The 24,760-nt window shown below is 37.5% G+C and carries 24 protein-coding genes and 2 pseudogenes; 19 read left to right on the forward strand and 7 right to left on the reverse strand.

The annotated features are described in order from the left end of the window. The first annotated feature begins 60 nt into the window (after positions 1-60). The 3 genes from A3835_06485 to A3835_06495 are packed head-to-tail and all read left to right on the forward strand — an operon-like array spanning position 61 to position 2,557. Positions 61-849 carry a 30S ribosomal protein S2 gene (locus A3835_06485; GenBank protein ID ORI07224.1) on the forward strand — a complete coding sequence of 263 codons (789 nt, stop codon included), beginning with the start codon at positions 61-63 and terminating at the stop codon, positions 847-849. Beyond that, on the forward strand, positions 849-1,913 hold the full coding sequence (locus tag A3835_06490; protein ORI07225.1) for an elongation factor Ts: 1,065 nt from the start codon (positions 849-851) through the stop codon (positions 1,911-1,913). Before A3835_06485 ends, A3835_06490 begins: the two co-directional genes overlap by 1 nt. Continuing rightward, positions 1,913-2,557: an ABC transporter ATP-binding protein gene (locus A3835_06495; protein ORI07226.1), complete on the forward strand. Its 645-nt coding sequence runs from the start codon at positions 1,913-1,915 to the stop codon at positions 2,555-2,557. The genes A3835_06490 and A3835_06495 overlap by 1 nt, the downstream gene beginning before the upstream one ends. 761 nt (positions 2,558-3,318) lie before the next feature. Here A3835_06495 and A3835_06500 read toward each other — a convergent pair. From A3835_06500 to A3835_06520, 5 genes are read right to left on the reverse strand one after another with little or no spacing between them, the layout of a single operon-like run. Then, positions 3,319-3,927: an ATP phosphoribosyltransferase gene (locus A3835_06500; protein ORI07227.1), complete on the reverse strand. Its 609-nt coding sequence runs from the start codon at positions 3,925-3,927 to the stop codon at positions 3,319-3,321. Next, on the reverse strand, positions 3,924-4,553 hold the full coding sequence (locus tag A3835_06505) for a type III pantothenate kinase (GenBank protein ORI07228.1): 630 nt from the start codon (positions 4,551-4,553) through the stop codon (positions 3,924-3,926). Before A3835_06505 ends, A3835_06500 begins: the two co-directional genes overlap by 4 nt. Further along, the gene (locus A3835_06510; GenBank protein ID ORI07229.1) at positions 4,540-4,872 is read right to left on the reverse strand and encodes a hypothetical protein; all 333 of its coding nucleotides are present in this window, start codon (positions 4,870-4,872) and stop codon (positions 4,540-4,542) included. The genes A3835_06505 and A3835_06510 overlap by 14 nt, the downstream gene beginning before the upstream one ends. Beyond that, positions 4,869-5,876, reverse strand: a complete 1,008-nt coding sequence (locus A3835_06515) for an L-seryl-tRNA selenium transferase (protein ID ORI07230.1) — start codon at positions 5,874-5,876, stop codon at positions 4,869-4,871. The genes A3835_06510 and A3835_06515 overlap by 4 nt, the downstream gene beginning before the upstream one ends. Beyond that, positions 5,876-6,439 (reverse strand): hypothetical protein, encoded by a 564-nt coding sequence (locus A3835_06520; protein ORI07231.1) that lies wholly within the window; start codon positions 6,437-6,439, stop codon positions 5,876-5,878. Before A3835_06520 ends, A3835_06515 begins: the two co-directional genes overlap by 1 nt. A gap of 127 nt (positions 6,440-6,566) precedes the next feature. Here A3835_06520 and A3835_06525 point away from each other — a divergent pair, with 127 nt between their 5' ends. From A3835_06525 to A3835_06565, 9 genes are read left to right on the forward strand one after another with little or no spacing between them, the layout of a single operon-like run. Beyond that, a complete protein-coding gene (locus tag A3835_06525; GenBank protein ID ORI07232.1) occupies positions 6,567-6,854 on the forward strand; it encodes an asparaginyl/glutamyl-tRNA amidotransferase subunit C in 288 nt (95 codons plus the stop codon). A 55-nt stretch (positions 6,855-6,909) separates the two neighbouring features. Beyond that, on the forward strand, positions 6,910-8,004 hold the full coding sequence (locus tag A3835_06530; protein ORI07461.1) for a type IV pili twitching motility protein PilT: 1,095 nt from the start codon (positions 6,910-6,912) through the stop codon (positions 8,002-8,004). Beyond that, a complete protein-coding gene (locus A3835_06535) occupies positions 8,004-8,615 on the forward strand; it encodes a colicin V synthesis protein (protein ORI07233.1) in 612 nt (203 codons plus the stop codon). Before A3835_06530 ends, A3835_06535 begins: the two co-directional genes overlap by 1 nt. A gap of 1 nt (position 8,616) precedes the next feature. Further along, positions 8,617-9,084: a transcriptional repressor gene (locus tag A3835_06540; GenBank protein ORI07234.1), complete on the forward strand. Its 468-nt coding sequence runs from the start codon at positions 8,617-8,619 to the stop codon at positions 9,082-9,084. Position 9,085: 1 nt separating this feature from the next. Next, on the forward strand, positions 9,086-10,597 hold the full coding sequence (locus A3835_06545; GenBank protein ID ORI07235.1) for a lysine--tRNA ligase: 1,512 nt from the start codon (positions 9,086-9,088) through the stop codon (positions 10,595-10,597). Continuing rightward, entirely contained in the window at positions 10,594-11,838 is a 1,245-nt protein-coding gene (gene glyA, locus A3835_06550) for a serine hydroxymethyltransferase (protein ID ORI07236.1), read from the forward strand. Before A3835_06545 ends, glyA begins: the two co-directional genes overlap by 4 nt. Beyond that, positions 11,838-12,380, forward strand: a complete 543-nt coding sequence (locus tag A3835_06555; GenBank protein ID ORI07462.1) for an ABC transporter — start codon at positions 11,838-11,840, stop codon at positions 12,378-12,380. The genes glyA and A3835_06555 overlap by 1 nt, the downstream gene beginning before the upstream one ends. A gap of 13 nt (positions 12,381-12,393) precedes the next feature. After that, on the forward strand, positions 12,394-13,239 hold the full coding sequence (locus A3835_06560) for an ABC transporter ATP-binding protein (GenBank protein ORI07237.1): 846 nt from the start codon (positions 12,394-12,396) through the stop codon (positions 13,237-13,239). Next, positions 13,236-14,024, forward strand: a complete 789-nt coding sequence (locus A3835_06565) for a shikimate dehydrogenase (GenBank protein ORI07238.1) — start codon at positions 13,236-13,238, stop codon at positions 14,022-14,024. The genes A3835_06560 and A3835_06565 overlap by 4 nt, the downstream gene beginning before the upstream one ends. 121 nt (positions 14,025-14,145) lie before the next feature. Here A3835_06565 and A3835_06570 read toward each other — a convergent pair whose 3' ends face one another. Then, on the reverse strand, positions 14,146-15,201 hold the full coding sequence (locus A3835_06570) for an ABC transporter substrate-binding protein (GenBank protein ID ORI07239.1): 1,056 nt from the start codon (positions 15,199-15,201) through the stop codon (positions 14,146-14,148). 90 nt (positions 15,202-15,291) lie between these two features. On the opposite strand from A3835_06570, the gene A3835_06575 reads away from it, so the two are divergent. After that, on the forward strand, positions 15,292-16,743 hold the full coding sequence (locus A3835_06575; protein ID ORI07240.1) for a pyruvate kinase: 1,452 nt from the start codon (positions 15,292-15,294) through the stop codon (positions 16,741-16,743). A gap of 215 nt (positions 16,744-16,958) precedes the next feature. Here A3835_06575 and A3835_06580 read toward each other — a convergent pair whose 3' ends face one another. After that, positions 16,959-18,101 (reverse strand): molecular chaperone DnaJ, encoded by a 1,143-nt coding sequence (locus A3835_06580; GenBank protein ORI07241.1) that lies wholly within the window; start codon positions 18,099-18,101, stop codon positions 16,959-16,961. A 122-nt stretch (positions 18,102-18,223) separates the two neighbouring features. On the opposite strand from A3835_06580, the gene A3835_06585 reads away from it, so the two are divergent. The 6 genes and pseudogenes from A3835_06585 to A3835_06610 all read left to right on the forward strand — a co-directional run bounded on the left by A3835_06585 (position 18,224) and on the right by A3835_06610 (position 24,179). Continuing rightward, entirely contained in the window at positions 18,224-18,895 is a 672-nt protein-coding gene (locus A3835_06585; GenBank protein ORI07242.1) for a DNA-binding response regulator, read from the forward strand. Further along, positions 18,892-20,148: a histidine kinase gene (locus tag A3835_06590; protein ID ORI07243.1), complete on the forward strand. Its 1,257-nt coding sequence runs from the start codon at positions 18,892-18,894 to the stop codon at positions 20,146-20,148. The genes A3835_06585 and A3835_06590 overlap by 4 nt, the downstream gene beginning before the upstream one ends. Then, entirely contained in the window at positions 20,145-20,717 is a 573-nt protein-coding gene (locus A3835_06595) for a recombination protein RecR (protein ORI07244.1), read from the forward strand. Before A3835_06590 ends, A3835_06595 begins: the two co-directional genes overlap by 4 nt. A gap of 85 nt (positions 20,718-20,802) precedes the next feature. Further along, a pseudogene (locus A3835_06600) lies at positions 20,803-22,406 on the forward strand (bifunctional glutamine amidotransferase/anthranilate phosphoribosyltransferase). Then, a complete protein-coding gene (locus A3835_06605; GenBank protein ORI07245.1) occupies positions 22,406-23,017 on the forward strand; it encodes an N-(5'-phosphoribosyl)anthranilate isomerase in 612 nt (203 codons plus the stop codon). The pseudogene A3835_06600 and the gene A3835_06605 overlap by 1 nt, the downstream one beginning before the upstream one ends. After that, positions 23,010-24,179: pseudogene (locus A3835_06610) on the forward strand (tryptophan synthase subunit beta). The gene A3835_06605 and the pseudogene A3835_06610 overlap by 8 nt, the downstream one beginning before the upstream one ends. Positions 24,180-24,760: the final 581 nt, after the last annotated feature.

The raw sequence follows: 24,760 nt of genomic DNA on the forward strand, positions 1-24,760 counted from the left end.
TAATGGTCGTGGAGGATAAAACTAAATTCAAGGCAAAATGCCTAAAACAAGGAGAAACTCATGGTAACTATGAGAGATTTATTAGAGTGTGGCGTACATTTTGGTCACCAAACACGCCGCTGGAACCCAAAGATGAAAAAATTTATCTTTGGCGAGAGAAAAGGTATCTATATTATAGATCTACAAAAGACTATCCGCTACTTCCGCTACACTTACAACATCGTTCGTGACGCAGCTGCTGAAGGTAAGTCAGTGCTATTTGTTGGTACTAAAAAACAAGCTATCGACGCTATCAAAGAGTACGCTGAAAAATGTGGAATGCCTTATGTAAATCACCGCTGGTTAGGTGGTATGATGACAAACTTTGGTACTATCCGTCAGTCTATCCGCAAACTAGAAGTTATCGAAACTATGGAAGAAGATGGTTCGATAAATTTACTAACTAAAAAAGAGGCTTTGATGCTTCGCCGCAAAAAAGAGAAGCTTATCGCAACTCTTGGCGGTATCCGCAATATGAAAAGTCTACCTGATATGATATTTGTCGTTGATACAGTTAAAGAAAAGATCGCTGTTCAAGAGGCTAACCGTTTAAAAATCCCAGTTGTAGCACCGATCGATACAAACTGCGATCCTGATGTTATTGACTATCCGATCCCAGGAAATGACGATGCTATCCGCTCTGTTCAGCTTTTCTGCCAAGAGATGGCTGAGGCGATCAACGAAGGTAAATCACTTCTTGAACAAGATGGTGGTGAGCAAGTTGCTGGCGAAGAAGTAAGCCAAGATGAGAAAGACGCAGTTGTAGCTGAGGCTATGAGTGAAGAAGACTTTGGCGAGGACGAAGAATAATGGAAATAACTGCACAAATGGTAAAAGAGCTCCGCGAATCAACCGGAGCTGGCATGATGGACTGCAAAAAGGCACTTGGCGAAGCAAATGGCGATATGGAAAAAGCCGTTGATATCCTTCGTGAAAAGGGTCTTGGTCAAGCTGCTAAAAAGGCTGACCGCCTTGCAAGCGAGGGCTTAGTAAGTGTTGAAGTTTGCTCAAAATGCAAAAAAGCAACTATTAGCGAGATCAACTCTGAAACTGACTTCGTTGCAAGAAATCCACAGTTTCAAACACTTGCAAAAGATGCAACAGCTCACATCCAATCAAGCGGCATAAAAACAGTTGAAGAGCTAAATGCGAGTACTTTAAATGGTGTTAAATTTGAAGATTACTTCAAAACTCAGATTGCAACTATCGGCGAAAACCTTGTAGTTCGCCGATTTGAGACTATTAGTGCTGATGATAAAGGTGTGGTAAATGGCTATGTTCACTCAAATGGTCGTGTTGGTGTGCTTATAGGTGCGGCTTGCGAAAGCATAGAAGTTGCAAATAAAGCAGCTGATTTTATAAGAAATTTATGTATGCATGCAGCTGCTATGAAGCCAAGCGTTATAAGCTATAAAGACCTTGATAAAGAGTTTGTTGAGAAAGAATTTATCGCACTTCGCGCTGAACTTGAAAAAGACAATGAAGAGCTAAAACGCCTAGGCAAGCCACTTCATCACATTCCTGAGTATGCTAGTCGCTGCCAAATAGGCGAGGCAGAGCTTGCAAAAGCTACAAAAGCGATCGAAGAAGAGCTAAAAGCTGAGGGCAAACCTGAGAAAATTTGGGACAAGATTATCCCTGGCAAGATCGAGAGATTTTATGCTGACAACACAGTGCTTGACCAACGCCTTACACTTTTAGGTCAGTTTTATGTAATGGACGATAAAAAGACTATCGAACAAGTTATCGAAGAGAAGAGCAAAGAGCTTGGCGGCAAGATCGAGATCGTAAAATACGTTCGTTTCGAGCTTGGTGAAGGCTTAGAGAAAAAAGTAGATGACTTTGCTGCAGAAGTTGCTGCTCAAATAGGCTAATGGAAATTTTAAGAGCGTCTAATCTAGGCTTTGCGTATGATTATACGCTCTTTAATAATATAAATTTAACTCTCAATCAAAAACAAAGCATTGCGATAACTGGCGTTAGTGGTTGTGGCAAATCAACATTTTTACACATACTTTCAACACTTTTAAAACCAAATTTTGGCGAGGTCATCTATCAAGATAAATCTATCTATGAGCTTTCTCAAAATGAGCTTTTAGCCATTAGAAGGCTTCATTTTGGCATTATTTTCCAGTCACACTATCTTTTTAAAGGATTTAGTGCTTATGAGAATATTGAGCTTGCTAGCATTTTATCTGGTGAAAAGATAGAAAAAAATGATCTTGAAGCGCTTAAAATTTCAAGCGTTATGAACCAAAAAGTTGGCGAACTAAGTGGCGGTCAGCAGCAGCGCGTTAGTATCACTAGAGTGCTTACTAAAAAGCCAAAGATCATCTTTGCAGACGAGCCAACGGGCAACCTTGACAAGCAAACTGCAAATGAGGTGATGCAAGTTTTATTTGACTATATAAATGAAAACAATGCCGCCCTTGTTCTAGTCACTCACGACAATGATTTAGCAGCAAAATGCGATAGCTCATACAAGCTTGAGAACAAAGAGCTTGTGCAAATTTCTTAAATTTTAAAAACTAAAATTTATTATTTTATCTTTAATATTTTTATAAATTTCTCCAATTTAGATTTATCTCTATCTTTATAATATAAATTTGTATTAAAAGCTTTATGCAAGAAGTAAAACTTTACCTAGCCAACCCATCAACTAGTTTTGTATTATTCTTATCAAGCTTTTTGTTTTAAAAATTCCTTTTCTTCTTTTGTAGGTTTATATTCATCTTTGAAGATTTTTTCTTAGCATCAATCTTTTGCTCTAGCATATTCTTCTCATAAATTTTATATGTTAGCTTTCTGTATTCAAGGTAATTTCTAAAGCTAGCGCTATGTCCTGCATCTATAGTTATAGCTTACATATTTTAGCCCTTTATCGCTGCTAAGAAGTTTTTTAGTGGACATGCATCTTTTGAGCTTGTGCTAATTTTATTGCTACCTATCATATTTGTATGATAGCTAGTGCAGCCATTATCACCGATCTCTTTAAATTTACTAGGATTATCGCCTTGATTTTGATGGCAATCAATACAATCAAAGCTTAGATATTCGTAATGAGGCCTTATCTTATGCTTAGCTCTTAGCTCGTCAGAAACTACTATCTTTGTAATATTTAGATCGCTCTTTGGTATGTCAGTACCAATCTATTAAGATAAATTAATATAAAAGTGTGTCAGTGACTACCAATGCATTATTCTAAAATAATTTATAAGTAAATAATCGGACTTTATATCGTTAGAGAAATTTTATACTTTATGATAATAGAGAAGGACTTTAAATTTCCTCTTTGATTTTTTTATAAAGCTCTAAAATCTCATCTTTTTTAATAATAAAACTATTTTTATTTGCTATTAGATAAGCTGTGCTTTGCATGATATCACCAGCGATCTTTAGTCCATTTTGTTTCATAGTTGAGCCAGTCTCGACCACATCAACTATCGCGTCGCTTAAGCCAACTAATGGTGCAAGTTCGATCGAGCCATAAAGCTTGATGATCTTTACAGCTACGGCTTGTTTTGTAAAATAATTTCTTGTTATATTTGGCATTTTTGTGGCTATTTTTAGCTCTGGCTGGTTTAGATCTAGTTCAGAGTTGTTTTTTATGCCAATGCAAACTTTACACTGTCCGATTTTTAAATCCAGTAGTCTTACAACGTTTGGCTTGTGCTCTTCAAGTACGTCAAGCCCCACTACACCAATATCAGCTGCACCTTCAGTGACGTAAGTTGGGATATCTTGGTTGCGAACCATTAAAAATCTAAAATTTCCTTCTTCAAGGATTAATTTTCTATCTTCAAATAAAAAACTTGAACCAAAAATTTTTCTAAAAATTTCTAGTGTTGCCTCGGCTATTCTTCCCTTTGGTAGTGCTACTGTTATCATATTATCATATCTTTCTTTTCAGTTATTAGCTTTTGCATGGCACGAAAAACTAGCATCTTATCGCAAATAGCATTTTTAAAAAATTTTGACAAAAAATCGCCATCTCCACCAGTAAAATAGACTTTTTTATCACCGGCTAGCTTATCTAGTAGAGTTATTATTGGTTTAATAATGCCATAACTCACGGCATCAGCTGTTTTTTGTGGTAGTGCATCTATGTCAATTTGTGAATTTATAGTAATATCAAGTCGTGGCGAGATACTTTTGTAGGCGTTTAGCATACTTGAAATGCCTGGCAAGATATATCCTCCAAGATGGATAGAATTTGCCATAATGTCAACTGTTATGGCGCTTCCAGCATCAATGATTACGCCATTATTTATAGAGTAACATGCTGCGATTCTATCTACTCCTAGACCCTGATATATCGTATCAATAGTAAAAAATGGTTCTAGATCCACAAACATCTTATTATCTTTTAAAATATTTAAAATTTCATCATTTACGGATATAAAATATACTTTTTTTTCTGGCTTATAGCTTTTAAACTCAGAAATTTTCATACGTGAGATTTTGCCATCTTCTAAAAATGTAGCGTTAGTATTGCCTATATTACACAAAATCATAACATCGCCAATTATTGTCTTGTAGTTCTTTTAAGGCTTTAGAACAAATGCCAGAGCTATAAAATATAGTTTTTTTTCTTAGATTTATTTGGAATTTCATCTCTATTTTTTTAGAAATTTCTTCAAGCTCCAAAGCCTCTTTACGTAACAATCTACTTTTTGCTGTTCTTAAAAAGACAAGATTGTAAAAGCTCTTATTGTCCACTCCCCAAAAGATATCAAGCGTCTTTTTTGTGCTAAATTCACTTGTATTAAGTGCCTTGATATCTTTTAAAAGGATTTTTTTGGCTTCAAAAAGCTCCCAAATTTTTTGGTTCATTGCCCTAAATTAACAAGCTCATTATCATAATAAAAGGCACCATTGCCCATAAAACTTTTATCTTTTATCTCATCGCTAAACTCATAAATTTCAGCTCCACTGAGGTCTAAATTTGTCTTTATAACGTAGCCTGTTTTTTCGATTATGTAAAGCTTATTGTTGATAATAGTAGCTGCTGAGAAGATGGCAAATTTGAAATTAACTTTATTTTGCTCTTTTAACATAAGATTTGTTCTTACGATCGTACCATCTTTTTTAAAGATATAAATTTCATCGTTATTAACTAATACATCTTTAATCTCACCGTCATAATAAACTGTTTGACTTGGGTTAATGACGATAAGTTTTTTAGCTGTTGCTGCGATTAGATTATCGCCCTCAACGCCTAAAAATATGATGTTATTAAAGAAATTTTCAGAGCTTACGACCACGTCACGTAAAATTCTACCAGTCTCTTTTTGTACTATGTAAATTTTGCCATCTAATGCTGGATAAACGATAAGTGAGCTCATAAAAAATGGTGCTACGACCCTTGAATCAACCGCTGCTATATTAGACGAGCTATATTCCATTATTGTTGTTGTGGTATTTATGTCTATTAGATAGATGTGGTTTGCCGCGCTGATAGCTGCTAATAGGTTTTGATCAAGAGAGGCAGCAACGATTGCTGTTGGAAATTTATTGCTATAAACGCTGCGTCCACTAGGATCTGTCACATTTAGATCGCCATTTATACTAGCTGAGATGATAAAGCCGTTGTTTTCATTTAAGAAATTAAAATTTTCAGGCAACTTGATGTTTGTATTTAGACCATTTTTGGTGATAATATTGCCGTTATCAAGAGTGGCACCATTTGCATTTGTTGATTTTATATAAGATGGCATATCTTTTGACAAAGAAATTTTGCCAGAGGTTTGAGCTGGCTCAAAATATTGTCTTTTTGTGCCACATCCGCTTAAAATTAAAGCCAAGGCAAAAGCCAAGAAAAGAGTAATTTTTTTCATTATTTTATTCCCTGATAGTGTTTTAAATTTTTAACTAAAGTTTGAAGTTGAGAGTCGAGTGAAATTTTATTAAACTCATCATTTGCTTCTTTGATTTTGTTTTGTTTTAAAAGCTCAAAACCTTTTAAAAGTGTGCTATATTCGCTTAAAATCTGAGTATTTGCATTACCATTTTGTGAAAGAATGATATCTTTTACTATGGGATTTACTTTTAAATTTGCAAGCTCGCTAATGCCATCTGTCTCATTTTTATCAAGCTTTTGCTGAAGTGAAAAAAGTGCATATAAATTTGGTTCTTTTTCTTTTAAAATATTTAAGGCATTTGCATCGTTTGGATTTAAAATGAGCTTTGAGTAAGCCAAATTTGCATCTTCAATTCTATTATCATTTATTATTTTGTTCGAATAAAACACAATAATTGCAATGACAGCAACAATAATGGCAATTATCATAAATTTTTTATACTTTCTAAAGAAACGCTCACCTTTGATCATGCTTTCTAAAAACTGTTCTTGAGCACCAATCTCTTGTTTTATCTGTGTTAGATCTTCTTTTATAGCCAACGCTTTTCCTTTATTTTTAAAAAATTTTAATTCGCAGATTTTAACATAATTAAATTAAAACTATCCCAAAATTAAAGCTTGAATGTGATATAATGGCTCAAAATTAATTAATAAGGTTACTTATATAATGCAAATAGATGATACACTTTTAAATAAATTAGAAAAACTTTCTGCCTTACAAATCAGTGATGAAAAAAGAGAAGAAGTAAAAAAACAACTAAGCGAGATTGTATCTTTTGTTGATATTTTAAATGAACTTGATCTAAGTAGCGATGAAGCTGTAGTTAGCTCTATAAAAGGCGGCACACCTTTAAGAGAAGATGAGTCAAGGCCAAGTGATGTGATTGATACGATCTTAAAGTACGCTCCTTCACGTGAAGGACATTTTTTTGCTGTACCAAAAATAATAGAATAATGGTAAAAATATGGATCTAATCGAACAGCTTCAGGCAAAGAATTTAAGTGTAAAAATACCAGAAGATAATAACCTTAATAATCTTACTGGCGATATAAAAACACTTTTAAAAACTGTTGTGAGTGATAAGGCAAGCGATCTTCACCTTGTTTCAAGATCTGAGCCTCAAATAAGAGTAGATGGTGCTTTAAAACCCATTGATTTTGGCATATTAAGTGGCAAGGATATAGAGAATTTATGTTTTGCTTTGATTACTGATGAACAAAAAAGTGAGCTTGAGAACAATAAAGAGCTTGACTTTGCGATCGAGCTTCCAGATATAGGCCGTTTTCGTGGCAACTATTACTATACCATGAATGGCGATTTAGCTGCTGCTTTTCGTATAATCCCAATCAATATCCCATCTCTTGATGAGCTAAATGCCCCACAAATTTTTAAGCATATTATTAAGCGCGAAAAAGGCCTTATTTTGGTTACTGGACCGACAGGAAGTGGTAAATCAACAACTCTCGCAGCCATGCTTAATGAGATAAATTTAAATTATAGAAAGCATATTATTACAATTGAGGATCCAGTCGAGTTTGTGCATAACAATAAAAAAGCTCTATTTTCTCATAGAAATATCGGCACTGACGCAACTTCTTACTCAAGGGCTCTAAAATCTGCGGTTCGTGAAGATCCAGATATCATACTTGTGGGCGAGATGAGAGATAGAGAAACGATTTCAACGGCTATTACGGCGGCTGAGACCGGACACTTAGTATTTGGTACGCTTCACACAAATTCAGCCATTCAAACTATAAATAGGATCGTTGATAGTTTCGATGGGAGCGAGCAATTACAAGTAAGAAATATGCTTAGTGTTTCGCTAACTGCTGTCGTTTCACAAAGCCTGATCCCAAAGATAGGCGGTGGAAGGTGCGCTGTGCATGAAATTTTAATAAACAATATGGCTATCTCAAACTTGATACGTGAAAATAAAATACATCAAATTTACTCTCAGATGCAGCTAAATCAACAACAAACTGGCATGAGTACGCAAACTCAGGCTTTGATGAAAGTACTAAAAGAGGGTAAGATTACAAAAGAAAATGCGCTAGCTTATTCAACTAGCCAGCAAGAACTTCAAAATTTAATAGGAACTATATAATGGATTTAGTAACGTGGTTTGATATTATTATTATTGCTCTTGTCTTGATGCTTGGTATAAAAGGCATATTAAATGGACTTATCAAAGAAGCTTTCGGACTTATTGGACTTATCGGAGGCTTAATTATAGCTAGTAGATTTTCAGATCTATCTGGTGAGTTTATAACTAAAAATATATATAAATTTGAAAATCCTTCATTTTTACAGTTTGTCGCATTCATCTCTCTTTGGCTAGTTTTTTGGATAGTTTGCTTGCTAGTTGGTAAATTTTTATCAAAAATAGTTTCAGTAAGCGGACTTGGTTTTTTGGATAGACTTGGTGGATTTGTTATGGGAAGTGGAAAAATTTTCTTAACATTTTCGGCAGTAGTTGCTGTAATATCTGGTACTTCGCTAAATAATATAATTGCTCCTTATTTTGCGAACAGTAAAGTTTATCCGGTTTTGATAGAAACTGGCAAATGGATAACAAACCTTGATGTGAAAAATATCAAAAGTGAGTTAGATGAGATGGTGGCAAGACCAATGGATACAAATAAAACTGACGCATTTATCTCAATGGATGCAAATGCTAGTGTAAATACCGACTCTAATATCACAAAAGGGGAATAAAATGATAGAAAATTTAGAATATGATGCGTTGCTTGAGAAATTCAAAAGAGTGCTTCGCGACAATGGTTTAAAATACACGAAACAGCGTGAAATTTTACTAAAAACGCTATACAACAATGGTGAACACTTTACTCCAGAAAGACTTTATCTTTTTATAAAAGAAACGCACCCTGAGCTAAATATTGGCATCGCAACTGTTTATAGAACACTAAATCTACTTGAAGAATCAGAGATGGTGACATCAATCAGCTTTGGTTCACAAGGTAAAAAATTTGAGCTTGCTACAAAGCCACATCACGATCATATGATATGCAGAAAGTGCGGTCTTATCATAGAATTTGAAGATCCAATGATAGAAAAAAGACAAATCAGTATCGCAAAAGATCATGGCTTTAAACTAACTGGTCATATGATGCAGCTTTATGGAATTTGTGAAAAATGCTCAAAAAATAATATAAAGGGAAAGTAAGGTGATATTTGACAACCAACATGAGATTCAACGACTACAAAGCATAGACGAGCTAAGAAATTTAGGTATTAATCCATATCCGCATTTTCTTAGAAGAGATATGAATATCTCTAAATTTAGACTAAAATTTAACTACATTAATGATACGGAAGAGAAAAAGGCCGAAGGTCAGCTAGTGGGTCTTGCGGGCAGAATAAAACTCATTCGTGATGCTGGAAAAGCCGTCTTTGCAAATATCGAAGATGAAGATGGAAATTTACAAATTTACTTTAGTAATAAAACGCTTGATCCAGAGTGGTTTAAAATCGTTAAAAAATACGTAGAGATAGGCGATATCGTCTATGTTAGAGGTTATGCATTTATAACGAGAACTGGCGAATTTTCCATGCATGTAAGCGAGCTTAGCCTTGCTTCAAAGTCGATAAGTCCACTTCCTGAGAAGTATCACGGCTTAGTTGATGTTGAGACAAGATATCGCCAAAGATATCTCGACATGATAATGAACCCTGAAGTTAGAGCTGATTTTAAAAGACGCTCAGTGATTATTAGTACGATTAGAAGATTTTTTGAAGAAAAAGGCTTTTTAGAAGTTGAAACACCGATGCTGCACCCAATAGCAGGCGGTGCAAACGCCAAGCCATTTATCACTTTTCACAATGCCCTTGGAGTCGAGAGATACCTAAGGATCGCACCTGAGTTATACCTCAAACGCCTTATAGTAGGTGGCTTTGAGGCTGTTTATGAGATGAATAGAAATTTTAGAAACGAAGGTATGGATCTTACTCACAACCCTGAGTTTACAAGCATAGAGTTTTACTGGGCATACCATAACTATCACGATTTAATGGGCATTACAGAGGATCTTTTTAATGTCATTTTAGACAAGCTAGATATGGAAAAAGTTGTAAATTTTGATGGCATGGAGATTGATTTTAGTAAGCCATTTAAGCGAATAAGCTACAAAAAAGCTCTCGTTGAGATCGGTGGACTAGATGAGAATATCATAAACGACAAAGATAAAATTTTAGCAAAACTAAGAGCTGATGGCCTTGAAGCAAATGAGAAGCTTGATCTTGGTCACTTGCAGGCTGAGCTATTTGATAACTATGTAGAGAGCAAGCTTATACACCCAACATTTGTTATTGATTATCCGATTTCGATCAGTCCACTTTCAAGAAGAAGTGACGCAAACCCTGATGTGGCTGAGAGATTTGAGCTATTTATCGCTGGTCGTGAGCTAGCAAATGGCTTTAACGAGCTAAATGATCCAATTGATCAATACAACCGCTTTAAAGCGCAAATCGATGCTAAAAACGCAGGCGATGATGAGGCACATGAGATGGATGAGGACTATGTAAGAGCCCTAGGATACGGCATGCCACCAGTTGCAGGTGAGGGTATAGGCATCGATAGGCTCGTGATGCTTTTAACGGATAAAAAATCAATACGTGATGTTGTGCTCTTCCCAGCGATGAGACCACTTAAAAATGAGATAAAGGAGAATGAAAAATGAGTTTGCAAAGCTATGATAAGGACATTTACGATCTAGTAAATTTAGAGTTAAAACGCCAATGTGATCACCTTGAGATGATCGCTAGTGAAAATTTTACATATCCAGAAGTTATGGAAGTAATGGGCTCAATCCTAACAAACAAATATGCTGAAGGCTATCCTGGCAAAAGATATTATGGTGGCTGCGAATTTGTAGATGAGATCGAGCAAATAGCGATCGATAGATGTAAAGAGCTTTTTGGATGTGAATTTGCAAACGTTCAACCAAACTCGGGCTCTCAGGCGAATCAAGGTGTTTACGGCGCTTTACTTAACCCAGGCGATAAAATTTTAGGAATGGATCTAAGCCATGGTGGACACTTGACACACGGCGCGAAGGTAAGCAGCTCCGGCAAGATGTATGAGAGCTTTTTCTATGGCGTCGAGCTTGATGGCCGTATAAACTACGATAGGGTCATGGATATTGCAAAGATAGTAAAACCAAAAATGATCGTTTGTGGCGCAAGCGCATACACAAGAGAAATTGAGTTTAAAAAATTCCGTGAGATAGCTGACGCTATCGGGGCGATACTTTTTGCAGACGTTGCTCATATCGCTGGTCTAGTTGTTGCTGGTGAGCATCAAAATCCTTTTCCATACTGCGATGTCGTAAGCTCAACTACGCATAAAACATTAAGAGGCCCAAGAGGCGGCATAATAATGACAAATAACGAAGAGTATGCTAAGAAGATAAATGCCTCTATTTTTCCAGGCATCCAGGGCGGACCACTTGTTCATGTTATCGCAGCAAAAGCAGTTGGCTTTAAGCATAACCTTAGCCCTGAGTGGAAAATTTACGCTAAACAAGTAAAAGCAAACGCTAAAAAATTAGGCGAAGTACTAATAAAAAGAGGCTTTGATCTAGTGAGCGGCGGTACCGATAACCACCTAATATTAATGAGCTTTTTAAATAGAGATTTTAGCGGTAAAGACGCTGATATCGCTCTTGGAAATGCAGGCATAACAGTAAATAAAAATACGGTTCCAGGCGAGACAAGAAGCCCATTTATCACAAGTGGTATACGTGTTGGTAGTCCTGCGCTTACGGCTCGTGGCATGAAAGAGGCTGAGTTTGAGCTAATAGCAAACAAAATAGCTGACGTGCTAAGCGACATAAACAACACATCTTTGCAAGAGAAGACAAAAGCTGAGCTAGTTGAACTTGCTCATAAATTTATAATCTATGATAAAGCGACATTTTGATGCAAAGTATTGATACGGCACTTATAAAGATTATTACAACTCACTACTATATCAAGCGTGATACGATCGTTAATAAAATAGAATACAGAGGTAAAATTTTCTTTGATAAATTTGAAAAGATAAATGAGCCACTGACCTATAATATTATGAAAGAGCATGAAGAGGGCAAAGCTGTTATCGCACACTCTTTAATAAATGCAAATGATAAAGTTGAAAATATAGTCTTTGACTATAACGGCAGAACCCCAGATAGATTTTGGCATAAAGCACAGCTTCTTCTAAGAGAAGAGGGCTTTATAAATTTTACAGCCTACGAGAGTAAGACGCCAGGACATCTGCATCTTTATGTGCATAAAGGTCACACTACGCTAAATGAGGCTTGTCAGCTAGCAAATGTGCTCAATGCAAAGCTTTCACAGAAGTTGCCTAAAGAGTGGAGAATGTTTCCAAATATCGATATGCCAAAAGAATTTAATATACTAACATTGCCTTATAAGCTCTATCAAAAAGAGCGTGGGGCAAGTTGGTCAAAATATATGTAATTAAGGATAAAAAGTGGAAAATGATGAGTTAAAAGATATTCTTTTAGAAAGAGACGATGACGCAAGAGGATTGAAACTAAAAAAACTTCTGATATTTATAGCAGCTCTTATTATACTTTTTTTGATTATTGTAGTTGCTATGAAGCTAGTAAATTCAAGCGATCCTTCACAAGCGCAAAATGAAGCTGATTCAAGACTAGTGCTTCCTCCAGTACCAGCCGAGCAGCCAGTAGATAGACAAGCTCCGATAGCTGATACAAATTCAGACAATAAAAAAGGCGATACACAGCTCTTTGAGCAAGTGCCTATCGTACCTGAAAATAAACAGCAAGATGAATTTGAAGATATGATCAAGAAGCTAAAAGATAAAGAAAACAATAAGCCTGTTTCTAAAACTGAAGAGCCAAAAGAGATAGTTAAGCCTATCGAAAAGCCTGCTGAAATACCAGCAAAAAAAGCTGAGACAAAGGTAGATACTTCAGTTAAAAAAGTTGAAAAAGTAGCAGCTACTGATAAAAAGAGTGAGGCAAAACCAGCTAAGACTGAAAATAAAGTAGATAAAAAGATTGAAAAAAAGGCTGAAAACAAAATAGAAAAAACGGACAAAAAAGCTGAGGTAGCTAAAACTGAACCTGCTACAAAAGGCTCTTATGTTCAAGTATTTGTGACTAGTAAATTTAATCCAAATGCTGAATATATGAAAAAGATCGCTGCTAAGGGATATAGCTACAAGACTATAAAAGTTGGTGAACTGACTAAAATTTTAGTTGGTCCATTTGATGAAAAAACGCTTCAAAAAGCAGTAGGCGATATTAGAAAAGATATCAATAAAGACGCTTTTATCTTTAGAGCAAAATGAAAACATTCGCAGTCTTTGGAGATCCAATAGCTCACTCGGTATCTCCGAGGCTGCACAATAAAGCCATTGCAGACCTGGGCTTAAAAGCACTTTACACAAGAGTCTTGCTAAAAGATGGCAGCGAATTAATCAATAAATTTAAATCCTTAAAATTAAACGGTGCAAACGTAACACTTCCACATAAAGAGTGGGCTTTAAATTTAGCCGATGAAGCTTCAGATATAGCACGTAAAATAGGCTCTGCAAATACGCTTGTGCTTAAAAATGACAAAATTTATGCATACAATACAGATGCGCCTGGATTTTTAAAAGCAATAAAAAATTTTAAAGATGTAAAAAAAGCTATTGTTCTTGGAGCTGGCGGTACTGCAAATGCCATAACTTATGCATTAAGAGAACAAGGCGTTGATGTTTGCATACTAAATAGAAGCAAAGATAGGCTTGAAAAATTTAAAGATGAGTACAAATGCTTTAGTTGGGATAACTACGAAGAGCAAAAATTTGATCTAGTCATTAACTCGACTTCTGCTGGTTTAAAGGATGATTTTCTACCAGTACCTAAAGAAATTTTAAAAAGCATTTTTAAGGATGCTAAATTCGCATTTGATGTGATTTATGGCAAACAGACACCATTTTTAGAAATGGCCAAGCAAAGTAGCCTTGGTGTAAAAGATGGCGCCGATATGCTTTTATATCAAGCGGTCTTAGCACTAAATTTATTTTTTAACAATACACTCGATGAGTCAAAGATAGAGCGCTCAATGAGAGAAATTTTCTATCTATAATAGCCGCCAGTATTTATTTTTGTAAAAATTTATGGCTTGTATAAAAACGTTTTGATTAAAATTTTTATTGAAAGTAATTGGAGCAAATATAAAAAGCAGGGAAGATCCCTGCTAAATTTTACTATTCGTTTGTTTTGATATAAGCGTAGTCTGAAATTTTAGTCCATTCTCTTGCTTTTTTAAGGAAAGCTCTTTGAGACTCAACGATCTCTTTAAATAACGGATCTTTAGCACTCTCTTCATCAAGAAGCTCATTTGTGGCTTTTTTAAGAGCTGCGATTACTTCTGGTGGGAAAGATTTTACTTGGATGTCTGGATACTCGCTTTTCATTTTATCCCAGTACTCGACATTTGAATAAAATACTTTTGTATTCGCATCTCTTGCTACTTCGGCTGCAGCTGCTTCAAATATCGCTTTTAGGTCATCTGGAAGCTTCTCGTATGATTTTTTATTAAAGAAAAATTGAGTTTCACCGTTTGGCTCTTGCCAGCCTGTGTAGTAGTATTTTGCCACTTTGTGAAAGCCAAGTGCCATATCATAAGCTGGGCTAACCCATTCGACTGAGTCAATCGTTCCCATCTCAAGAGCCATGTAAAGCTCACCAGTTGGGATAGTGTTAATGTTAGCGCCAAGTTTAGCGTAAATTTCACCACCAAAGCCCGGAATTCTTATCTTTAAGCCTTTGATATCATCAACTGACTTGATCTCTTTTTTAAACCAGCCACCCATTTGCATGCCGGTATTTCCAGCTCTAAAAATTTTGATATTGTATGGATCGTAAACTTTTGCCTCAAGCTCCTTACCACCGCCAAATTCATACCAAGCTGTTTGCTCATCAGTATTCATCATAAATGGAGTTGCTGTAAAAAATATAGTTTTAGCATCTTTGCCTTTATAATAATAGCTACTTGTGTAGGTAATGTCGTATTGACCGCTTTTAGCAAAATCAAGCATCGCAAAAGGCGATTTATGCTTTGATGGATAATCAATCCTTAGCTCAAGTCTGCCATTACTCATCTTTTCAACTTTATCCTTTAGCTCTTTTGGCACATCACCAAGCACTGGCATAGTGCTCTCCCATGAGCTAGCAAGCTTTAGCTTATAAACTTTATCATCTCCCATAGCAACGCAAGCAACAGCTGCTAAACCAAGAGATGCTAATAAAAATTTATTCATATCTTCTCCTTTGAAATTTTGACTATTATACAAAAAATTACATTATTAAAATGTGTTATAATCGCAAAAATCAAATTTATGGGGCATAAAATGATAAAAAAGACGAAAATCGTAGCTACTTTGGGGCCAGCAAGTGATAATGAAGAGACAATGGAAGCGATGGTAAAAGCAGGTGTTAATGTCTTTCGTTTAAATTTTAGCCATGGGACACACGAATACCATAAATCAAACATTGACAAGATAAGAAATATTGAAAAAAAGCTAAATAAAAGAATAGGCATCTTGCAAGATATCTGCGGTCCAAAGATCAGAGTTGGCAAGCTTAGTGAGCCATTTTATCTAAAGGCTGGCGACGAACTAAGCATATACGCAGAGGATATTGTTGGTGAAAAAGTAGAAAAAGGAATTTATAAAGTAAGTCTAAATCAGCCTCAAATTTTACCAATGCTAAAGGTTGGCGAGTATGTCTATCTCTATGACGGTTCTATAAGAGCAAAGGTTATAAGCGAAGGTAAAGAAATAGTAAAAACTATCATTGAAAATGATGGAATTTTAAACTCAAATAAAGGCGTAAATTTCCCAAATACAGCCCTTGGCATAGAGATCATCACACAAAAAGATAAAGAAGATATGAAATTTGGCGCAAAGCATGGCGTAAATTTTGTCGCCATTAGCTTCGTGCAAGATGCAAATGACGTAATAAAGGCAAAAAATATCTTAAAAGAATTTGGCTCAAGAGCTGCCGTTTTATCTAAGATCGAGAAATTTGACGCGGTTGAAAATATAGACGATATCATCGCAAAGAGTGATGGTATCATGGTAGCTCGTGGCGATCTTGGCATAGAAGTGCCATTTTATAAGGTTCCAACTATCCAAAAGCTCATCATCAAAAAGGCAAATGCAGCAAGCAAGCCAGTCATCACAGCAACCCAGATGATGCTAAGCATGGCAGAGCATGAGACTGCCACAAGGGCGGAGATCAGCGACGTGGCAAATGCCGTGCTAGACGGCACTGATGCTGTTATGCTAAGTGAGGAGAGTGCGATCGGTAAAAACCCAGTCGCAGTCGTGGAGGCGATGAGTAAAACGATCATCCAAACTCAAAGCATCTATCCATATAATAAATTTGATGAGTTTGACTTTTTTGACGAGACTGATATGGTGGCAAGTAGCGCCGCATCTCTTGCTGTTCGCATAAAAGCAGATGCATTAATCTCAATCACTGGCTCAGGAAAATCGGCTATAAAATTAGCTAGAAACCGCACAAATATCGACATCATCGCAGTAGCTCACGATGAACAAACAGCGCACATGCTTACTCTTGCTTGGGGTGTTACGCCAGCGCTTGTACTAGAAAAAACAAAGCTTAGCTCACTTTTAGCAAATGTCATGAAAAAGGCGTATGAAGAGGGATATGTTGAACACGACAAGACTTATCTTGTCACAGCCGGTCACCCTACGGGCGTTGAGGGTAGCACGAATCTTATACGTATCATCAGACGCGATCAGCTTGATTATTATTTGGAGCTTGCAACTGAGTAAATTTATACTCTCTTGCAAATTTTAAAATTTTGCTTGCTCGTAAGAATTGACTGCTAAGATTCGTTCTTGCCTTTTGCTTGGCTTAAATTTTAGAGCCGAAATTACTCGCTCATGAAATTTTAAAATTTGTGTGAAATTTACTTGTAAAAATTAGGATATATAAAATTTATTTTGCGGAAATTTGTGACGCAAAATTTAACGTCACAAATCTAAATTTATTTTTTCTTTTTGCCTTTTGGTTCATCGCCTTTAAACCAGCTTTTTATCTTATCAAAGACGCTTTCATCGGTATTTGATTTGCCTGATTCTATGCCAAAGCTAGCCTGAAGCTTATTTAAAAGCTCTTTTTGCTCATCGCTTAGTTTTTCAGGCGTTTGAATAGAAATTTGCGCTACGAGCCTACCTTTTTTGCGCGAATTCACGCTTTTTATACCTTCATTTTCAAAGATAAATTGCTGCTTATCCTTTGCTCCAACAGGTAGTTTTAGCTCAGTTTCTCCTCGAAGAGTTGGAATTTTTATACTTTCGCCAAGTATAGCTTGTGTGAAAAAGACAGGAATTTCTAGATAAACATCGTCGTTGTGGCGAATGAAATGCTTGTCTTCTTTTACGTTTATGCTTACATAAAGATCGCCTTGAACGCCGTTTGTACCGATATTGCCTTTGCCAGCTACTCTCATTCTCATGCCGCTATCAACGCCCTCAGGGATGGTAATCTTTACAGTTTGTTGCTGGATTTTATAAGCTTTCGCGTTACAATCGGGGCATGGTTCACTTATTACTTCACCGCTTCCGTGACAATATGGACACTCTTGGACGATATTCATAAAGCCATTTCCGCGTGTTATCCTGCCACTTCCGCCACAGTGCTGGCAAGTCTTGCTCTTGCCATCTTTACTGCCGGTTGCATTGCATGTTGGGCAAGGCACTTTTTGATCAAATTTTATCTCTTTTTCACAACCAAAAATAGCTTCGTTAAACTCCAAATTTATAGGAATTTCAAGATCGGCTGAGTATTTTTCTGAGTATCTTTTTCTCTGCCTAGAACTACTTGCAAAACCGCCACCAAAAAATGAGTCAAAAATATCTGAAAGATCAAAATCGGCACTAAATCCGCCACCGCTACCAAATCGACCCTCAAGGCCTTCTTTGCCGTATCTGTCGTAGATAGAGCGTTTTTGCTCGTCACTTAAAACTTGATAAGCTTCATTTATCTGTTTAAATTTCTGCTCAGCCTCTTTGTCGCCAGAATTTCTATCTGGGTGATATTTTAAAGCAAGTCTTCTAAAGGCTTTTTTTATCTCATCTCCGCTTGCATTTCTTGAAATTTCAAGGATTTCGTAATAGTCAAATTCCACATTTTTCCTTGTTAATTAAGCTTATTTTAAATATGGGATTTTACCCAAAAAAGTTTAAATTTAAAAAAGAATTTACATTTTTGCCGTATAATCTCTACTATTTTTAATAAAAAGGATAATTCATGGTTAATGTTTTAATGATAGAAGACGATCCAGAATTTGCACAAATTTTATCTGAATATCTTGATAGTTTTAATATAAAAGTTACGAATTTTGAAGACCCTTATTTAGGACTTAGCGCTGGGATAAAAAACTATGATTTGCTAATACTTGATCTTACTTTGCCAGGCATTGATGGGCTTGAGGTTTGTAAAGAAATTCGCCAAAAATACGACATTCCTATCATCATAAGTTCAGCTAGAAGCGATATTAGCGACAAGGTTGTTGGACTTCAGCTTGGTGCTGATGATTATTTGCCAAAACCATACGATCCAAAAGAGATGTATGCTCGTATCACAAGTCTTATAAGAAGATATAAAAAGACAAATGAAGTACAAGAAGAGGTCGTTGATAGCGCATTTAGGATCGATGATAAACGTCACGAAATTTACTTTAACAATGAGCCGTTAGCGCTTACTCCAGCTGAGTATGAAATTTTAACTTATCTCATTAAGCAACACAGCTTTTCAGTATCACGTGAACAGTTAGTTTACAACTGCAAAAGCCTAAAAGATAAAGATTCAAAGAGCTTAGATGTTATTATCGGACGCCTTAGATCAAAAATCGGTGATAGCTCAAAAGCCCCAAAACATATATTTTCAGTAAGAGGCATAGGATATAAGCTTATCGGATGAAATATTCCATAACTACGAAGATAACTATTATCTTTGCCATAGCTTTCTCGCTGATGTGCTTGCTCTTTGTAACTTTTGCAAACATTCAGCAAGAAAGCGCTTTAGAAAAACTAAAGGATAGACAAATAAGTGCGATGAACTACCTTGTCGCACTCTATGAACGTGGAAATCCCCCAAGAGATTTAGAACATTATTTTAAAAATTTTTATTTAGAGTATGTTGGAAATAAAAATTTAGCCACTTCAATAGCTACAAATGGGACTATTGTTTTTACACAGCACACGCCTCTTGGAGTGGTGCAATCGGTTAATTATAAAGGCGATTTGTATTTGCTTATTAAAAACCCATCTTTTCAGCTACTTCTTGAAAGTAACGACGCAAGACACGTAAATGATCCGCTTTGGGTCGCATTTTTGATAGTTTCAGCCCTTCTCATCTCACTTTATGTTTCTGTTCTTAGAAGTCTCTCGCCGCTTAGAAGGCTTAGTAAAGACATTAGGAAATTTGCCAGTGGAAATATGGAAATGGCGATGACGGCTAGGCTAAATGAAAACGAGCAAGACGAGATCGGACAAGTCGCTGTTGAGTTTGATAATGCTGTTTGCAAGATCAGAGAGCTCATCCGCTCAAGGCAGCTATTTTTGCGCGCGATCATGCATGAGCTAAAGACTCCGATTGGCAAGGGCAGGATCGTCTCTGAAATGGTCGCAAATGAGACCCAAAAGATGAGGCTCATAAACGTTTTCGAGCGCCTTGAGATGCTGATAAATGAATTTAGCAAGGTCGAGCAGCTCCTTTCTAAAAGCTACGCACTAAACTACCAAGAGTGCCATTTCTCGCTCATTTTAGAGCAGGTGCAGGATATGCTCATGCTTGATAAATTTGAAGAGCGAGTGAGCTGTGATATCAGAGACGATGTCATTTTAAGAGTGGATTTTCAGCTTTTTAGTTTGGCGATTAAAAATTTGATAGACAATGCCCTAAAATACGCAGAGGATAAAAAGGCTATTTTGATCTGCGATAGCGAATTTATAGCGGTTAAAAATTTAGGCAAAAAGCTAAATCACCCGATTGACTACTACAAACAAGCTTTTGTGCGTGGCGATAAGGTGAGTGCAGGAAGTGGTATGGGGCTTGGACTTTATATCATCGAGCAAATTTGTCAGATGCAAAAATTTGAGCTTGCCTACGACTACGAGGATGGCTATCATGTATTTAAAATTTTACTTAGATCAAAGGCGAAGCGAGTATGAAAAGAGGCTTAGAAAAATTTAACGAGCTAACTGAGTCTTTTGCCAAGTTGCCAGGCGTTGGTAAAAAATCAGCCGCAAGGTTTGCCTATTTTGTCTGCATGCAAGATAGCTTTGCGGGGTTAAGACTCGCTCAAAATATCGAAGACGCGGTGAGGTTTATCAAACGCTGTGAGCGTTGCGGTGGGCTAAGTGAAAATGAAATTTGTGATATTTGCAGCGATGAGAGCAGGGATAGTGAGGTTATATTGCTGGTTGAGAGTCCAAAAGATATCTTAGTTTTTGAGCAAAATGGAATTTATAACGGTCTTTACTTCGTGCTTGACGAGATCGACGAGGACACCATAGAGAGGCTGCGAAGTGCGATCAAACAAAATGGCTCAAAAGAGGTCGTTTTTGCCTTTACGCCAGGGCTAAATTCAGACGCGCTCATGCTTTACGTCGAGGATAAGCTAGGGATGAGTGAAATTTCATTTAGCAAGATCGCTCAGGGCGTGCCAACTGGTGTAAATTTAGAAAATGTCGACATGCTTTCACTTTTAAAAGCCTACGAAAGCCGTACAAAAGCCTAATTAAACTTTCTTTTAGTTATAATTTTGCCTAAATTTATAGAAATTTAGCCAAGGCTCAACCGCTGCTAAATTTAAAGGATATAGGTTGATTTTACTCATAGATAATTACGATAGTTTTGTTTTTAATGTTGAGCAATATGTAAAAGAGCTTACAGATGAAGAGGTTAGATGCGTTAGAAATGACAAGATCACGCTTGACGAGATCAAAAAACTAAACCCAAGCAAGATCATTTTAAGCCCAGGGCCAAAGCACCCAAAAGATAGCGGAGTTTGTTTAGAAATTCTAAAAGCCGGCCTTGGCGTGCCGGTGCTTGGAATTTGCCTTGGACATCAAGCTATAGGTCTTAGTTTTGGTGCAAAGATAAAAAGACTAGATGACCCACTTCACGGCAAAACCTCGTTTATTGACGTGAAAAACAAAGAGCCACTTTTTGCTGGGCTACCTGAGCGCTTTGAGGTTATGCGCTACCACTCGCTTTATGTCGATGAGCTACCAGAGTGTCTAAGTGCTGACGCTATAAGCGATGATGGCGTCGTAATGGCACTTAGCGTAAAAGACAAGCCGATCTTTGGCATTCAGTTTCACCCTGAGAGCTACTTTACGCAATACGGCAAAAAGATCGTTGAAAATTTTGTAAATTATAAGGCAAAAGATGAGGTTAAAGAGCCAAAAATTCGCTCTCTTAAGCCATATCTTATCAAGCTTCAAGAGAGCATACCGCTTGATGATAGCGACTTTGAGCAAATTTGCGAGATAATAGCTAGTAAAGAGTACGAGATCGTGCAGCTTTCGGCACTTTTGGTGCTTATAAGCGAAAAGAGTCTCTATCCAAAAAGCCTCGCTGCGCTTGCAAAAAATATCCTAAAATACTCGCAAACTTACCGCGATGACACGCCTATGATCGATCTTTGCGGCACTGGGGGCGATGGCTTTAAGACGATAAATATCTCAACAACTGTGGCATTTATCCTTGCAAGCCTTGGCATAAAGGTCGCAAAGCACGGCAACAAGGCAGTTTCAAGCAAGTCAGGTAGCTCTGATGTGCTTGAAATTTTAGGCGTAAAAAGTGAAAAATCACTGGCAAAACAGCGTGAAAATTTAGCTAGTAAAAATTTAGCCTTTTTTCATGCGCCATTTTTCCATCCGCTAGTTGGCGAGGTGAGAGAGGTGCGCCAAAGACTTGGCATAAGAACCGTATTTAACGTGCTTGGACCTCTTTTAAATCCAAATTTAAACCTTACAAACCAGCTAGTTGGTGTCTATCATAAGCCCGTTCTAAAACTCTACGCCCAGACGCTTAAGATCCTTGGTAGAAAGCACGCTTTGGTCGTTCGCGGCGATGACGGACTAGACGAGATCACGCTTTGTAGTGAAACAAGCGTTGTGGAGCTAAAAAATGGTGAAATTTTTGAATACAGCATCACGCCAGAGCAGTTTGGCTTTAAAAGAGCGCTTCACAGCGACATCGAGGGTGGCACACCTGAAGAGAACGCCAAAACCTTGATCCGCACGCTAAAAGGCGAGGAGCAGGGGGCGAAATTTGACATCGTGGTCTTTAACGCGATGTTTGCACTCTACGTGGCTGATGGCGCAAAGAGCCCAGACGAGGCTAAAAAATGGTTTTAGAGGCTATAAATTCAGGCAAGGCGTATAAATTTTATGAAGAGTTTATAAAGGCGCAAGCGTAATGGCGCTAGTTAAAATTTGTGGCATCAAAACGCTAGATGAGGCGAGTGCGGTTTGTGCTTTGGATGTTGATTTTATAGGGCTGATATTTGCTAAAAGTAAAAGAAAGGTCGATATAAATTTAGCTAGGCAGATAGCGAAATTTGCTCACAGCAAGGGCAAAAAAGTAGTTGGTGTTTTTGCTGAGCAAAGTGAGTGCGAGATAATGGAAATTTGCCAGTTTACAGGGCTTGACGTGGCTCAGGTACACGGAGCAGTCAGTGAAAATTTGCATGCAAATTTAAAAGATATGGGGCTTGAGATTTGGCAGGTTTTTAGCGTAAAAGATAGCTTGCCGGAGGTTGATTTTAAGTATTTTGACATGGCGCTTTTTGACTGCAAGGGCGAAAATGCTGGTGGAAATGGCACTAGCTTTGAGTGGGAAATTTTAAAAGAGCTTAAGTTTAAATTTGGCATGGCTGGGGGCATAGGCGAGCACAACATAAAAGAGGCGCTCAAATTTAAGCCATATCTAGTCGATATCAACTCCAAAGTCGAGGACGAAAACGGCATAAAAGACGCGCAAAAGATAGAGATAATTTTAAAGATCATAGGTGAGGTAGAAGATGAATAGTAAAGCATATTTTGGAAAATTTGGCGGGCAGTTCGTGCCCGAGACGGTGATGTTTGCCCTTGATGAGCTGGAAAGCGCCTATGCTAGCATCGCAAAGACAAAAGAGTTTAAAGACGAGCTTGATGATCTGCTTAAAAATTATGTGGGTAGGCCTAGTCCGCTTTTTTTCGCAAAGCGCCTAAGCGAGCACTACGGGCATGAAATTTACCTAAAAAGAGAGGATCTAAACCACACGGGCGCACATAAGATAAATAACGCCCTAGCTCAAGCACTACTTGCTAAAAAAATGGGTAAAAAGAAAATTTTAGCTGAGACTGGAGCTGGTCAGCATGGTGTGGCGACAGCGACCGCGGCGGCACTTTTGGGTTTAGAATGTGACGTATATATGGGTGCGACAGACGTGGCTAGACAGCAGCTAAATGCCTTTCGCATGCAGCTTCTTGGAGCAAAAGTGGTGAGTGTAGAAGATGGCTTAAAAACTCTAAAAGAGGCGACTACGGCGGCCATACAAGCGTGGGTAAATGAGATAGAGAGCGCATTTTACGTCATCGGCTCAGCCGTTGGCCCACACCCGTATCCAAAGATCGTGCGTGACTTCCAAAGCATCATTGGCACAGAGGCCAAAGCCCAGCTTGCAGAGTATGGCAAAAAGGCTGACTACGTCATAGCCTGCGTTGGCGGCGGCAGTAATGCTATTGGCATTTTTAGTGCGTTTTTGGACGATGAGAGTGTAAATTTAGTAGGTATAGAGGCTGGTGGCCTTGGTGTGGAGACGCCTTATCACGCAGCTACGCTTAGCAAAGGCAAAACCGGCATCATCCACGGCATGAAAACGACTGTGTTGCAAGATGAATACGGTATGATCTCGCCAGTTCACAGCATCTCAGCAGGCTTAGACTACCCAGGCATCGGTCCAGAGCATGCTCATCTAAACGACATCAAAAGGGTAAAATATGAAGCCGTAACCGACGATGAGTGCATAAATGCGTTGTATTTTCTAAGCAAGATGGAGGGCATCATCCCAGCCATCGAGAGTGCGCATGCACTAGCGTATCTAGAGAAGCTTTGCCCAAAACTTGATAAAAAAAGCGTCATCGTCGCAAACATCTCAGGCAGGGGCGATAAGGATATAACACAGTTATCGGCTACGAAAAAGGAAAAATTTATGGATAAGATCAAAAGCGCATTTAGTGGCAAAAAAGCAAACATCGGCTACATCGTGGCTGGATATCCAAGCTTAGAAAAAACGAAGGAATTTTTAGAAAATTTAGATGAGAGTACGCTTGATCTAGTAGAGATCGGCATCCCTTACTCTGATCCGTTGGCTGATGGCAAACTCATCGCGCAAGCTAGCTTTGAGACGGTGCAAAATGGCGTAAATACCGACGTTGTCTTTGATATGCTTGAGAGTTGTAAGGCAAAAGTGACAAAGCCACTTGTATTTCTGGTTTATTACAACATCATCTTTGCTTATGGCGTTGATAAATTTCTAAAAAGATCAGTTGAGGCTGGAGTTAGCGGCTTTATCGTTCCGGATCTGCCTTGCGAGGAGTGCGAGGAATTTGCTCTAAAATGCAAAGAGCTAAATTTAAGCCTTATACCACTTATCAGCGTCACATCTGGTAGTAGAGCGGATGGAATTTTAAAATTTGGCTCAGGATTTATCTACGCTCTTGGCGCAATCGGCGTTAGCGGTTCAAAAAGGGCTGATGAAGATAGGATAAAAAATTTGGTCCTAGAGCT

This window comes from Campylobacter concisus, assembly GCA_002092835.1.
Lineage (GTDB): Bacteria > Campylobacterota > Campylobacteria > Campylobacterales > Campylobacteraceae > Campylobacter_A > Campylobacter_A concisus_K.

Coding starts and splice junctions, on each gene's coding strand:
- A3835_06535 (ORI07233.1), top strand. CDS start 8,004: ATGGATTTAGTAACGTGGTTTGATATTATTATTATTGCTCTTGTCTTG.
- A3835_06605 (ORI07245.1), top strand. CDS start 22,406: ATGGCGCTAGTTAAAATTTGTGGCATCAAAACGCTAGATGAGGCGAGT.
- glyA (ORI07236.1), top strand. CDS start 10,594: ATGAGTTTGCAAAGCTATGATAAGGACATTTACGATCTAGTAAATTTA.
- A3835_06515 (ORI07230.1), bottom strand. CDS start 5,876: ATGAAAAAAATTACTCTTTTCTTGGCTTTTGCCTTGGCTTTAATTTTA.
- A3835_06510 (ORI07229.1), bottom strand. CDS start 4,872: ATGAACCAAAAAATTTGGGAGCTTTTTGAAGCCAAAAAAATCCTTTTA.
- A3835_06555 (ORI07462.1), top strand. CDS start 11,838: ATGCAAAGTATTGATACGGCACTTATAAAGATTATTACAACTCACTAC.
- A3835_06540 (ORI07234.1), top strand. CDS start 8,617: ATGATAGAAAATTTAGAATATGATGCGTTGCTTGAGAAATTCAAAAGA.
- A3835_06595 (ORI07244.1), top strand. CDS start 20,145: ATGAAAAGAGGCTTAGAAAAATTTAACGAGCTAACTGAGTCTTTTGCC.
- A3835_06485 (ORI07224.1), top strand. CDS start 61: ATGGTAACTATGAGAGATTTATTAGAGTGTGGCGTACATTTTGGTCAC.
- A3835_06495 (ORI07226.1), top strand. CDS start 1,913: ATGGAAATTTTAAGAGCGTCTAATCTAGGCTTTGCGTATGATTATACG.
- A3835_06585 (ORI07242.1), top strand. CDS start 18,224: ATGGTTAATGTTTTAATGATAGAAGACGATCCAGAATTTGCACAAATT.
- A3835_06575 (ORI07240.1), top strand. CDS start 15,292: ATGATAAAAAAGACGAAAATCGTAGCTACTTTGGGGCCAGCAAGTGAT.
- A3835_06500 (ORI07227.1), bottom strand. CDS start 3,927: ATGATAACAGTAGCACTACCAAAGGGAAGAATAGCCGAGGCAACACTA.
- A3835_06590 (ORI07243.1), top strand. CDS start 18,892: ATGAAATATTCCATAACTACGAAGATAACTATTATCTTTGCCATAGCT.
- A3835_06565 (ORI07238.1), top strand. CDS start 13,236: ATGAAAACATTCGCAGTCTTTGGAGATCCAATAGCTCACTCGGTATCT.
- A3835_06525 (ORI07232.1), top strand. CDS start 6,567: ATGCAAATAGATGATACACTTTTAAATAAATTAGAAAAACTTTCTGCC.
- A3835_06570 (ORI07239.1), bottom strand. CDS start 15,201: ATGAATAAATTTTTATTAGCATCTCTTGGTTTAGCAGCTGTTGCTTGC.
- A3835_06505 (ORI07228.1), bottom strand. CDS start 4,553: ATGATTTTGTGTAATATAGGCAATACTAACGCTACATTTTTAGAAGAT.
- A3835_06490 (ORI07225.1), top strand. CDS start 849: ATGGAAATAACTGCACAAATGGTAAAAGAGCTCCGCGAATCAACCGGA.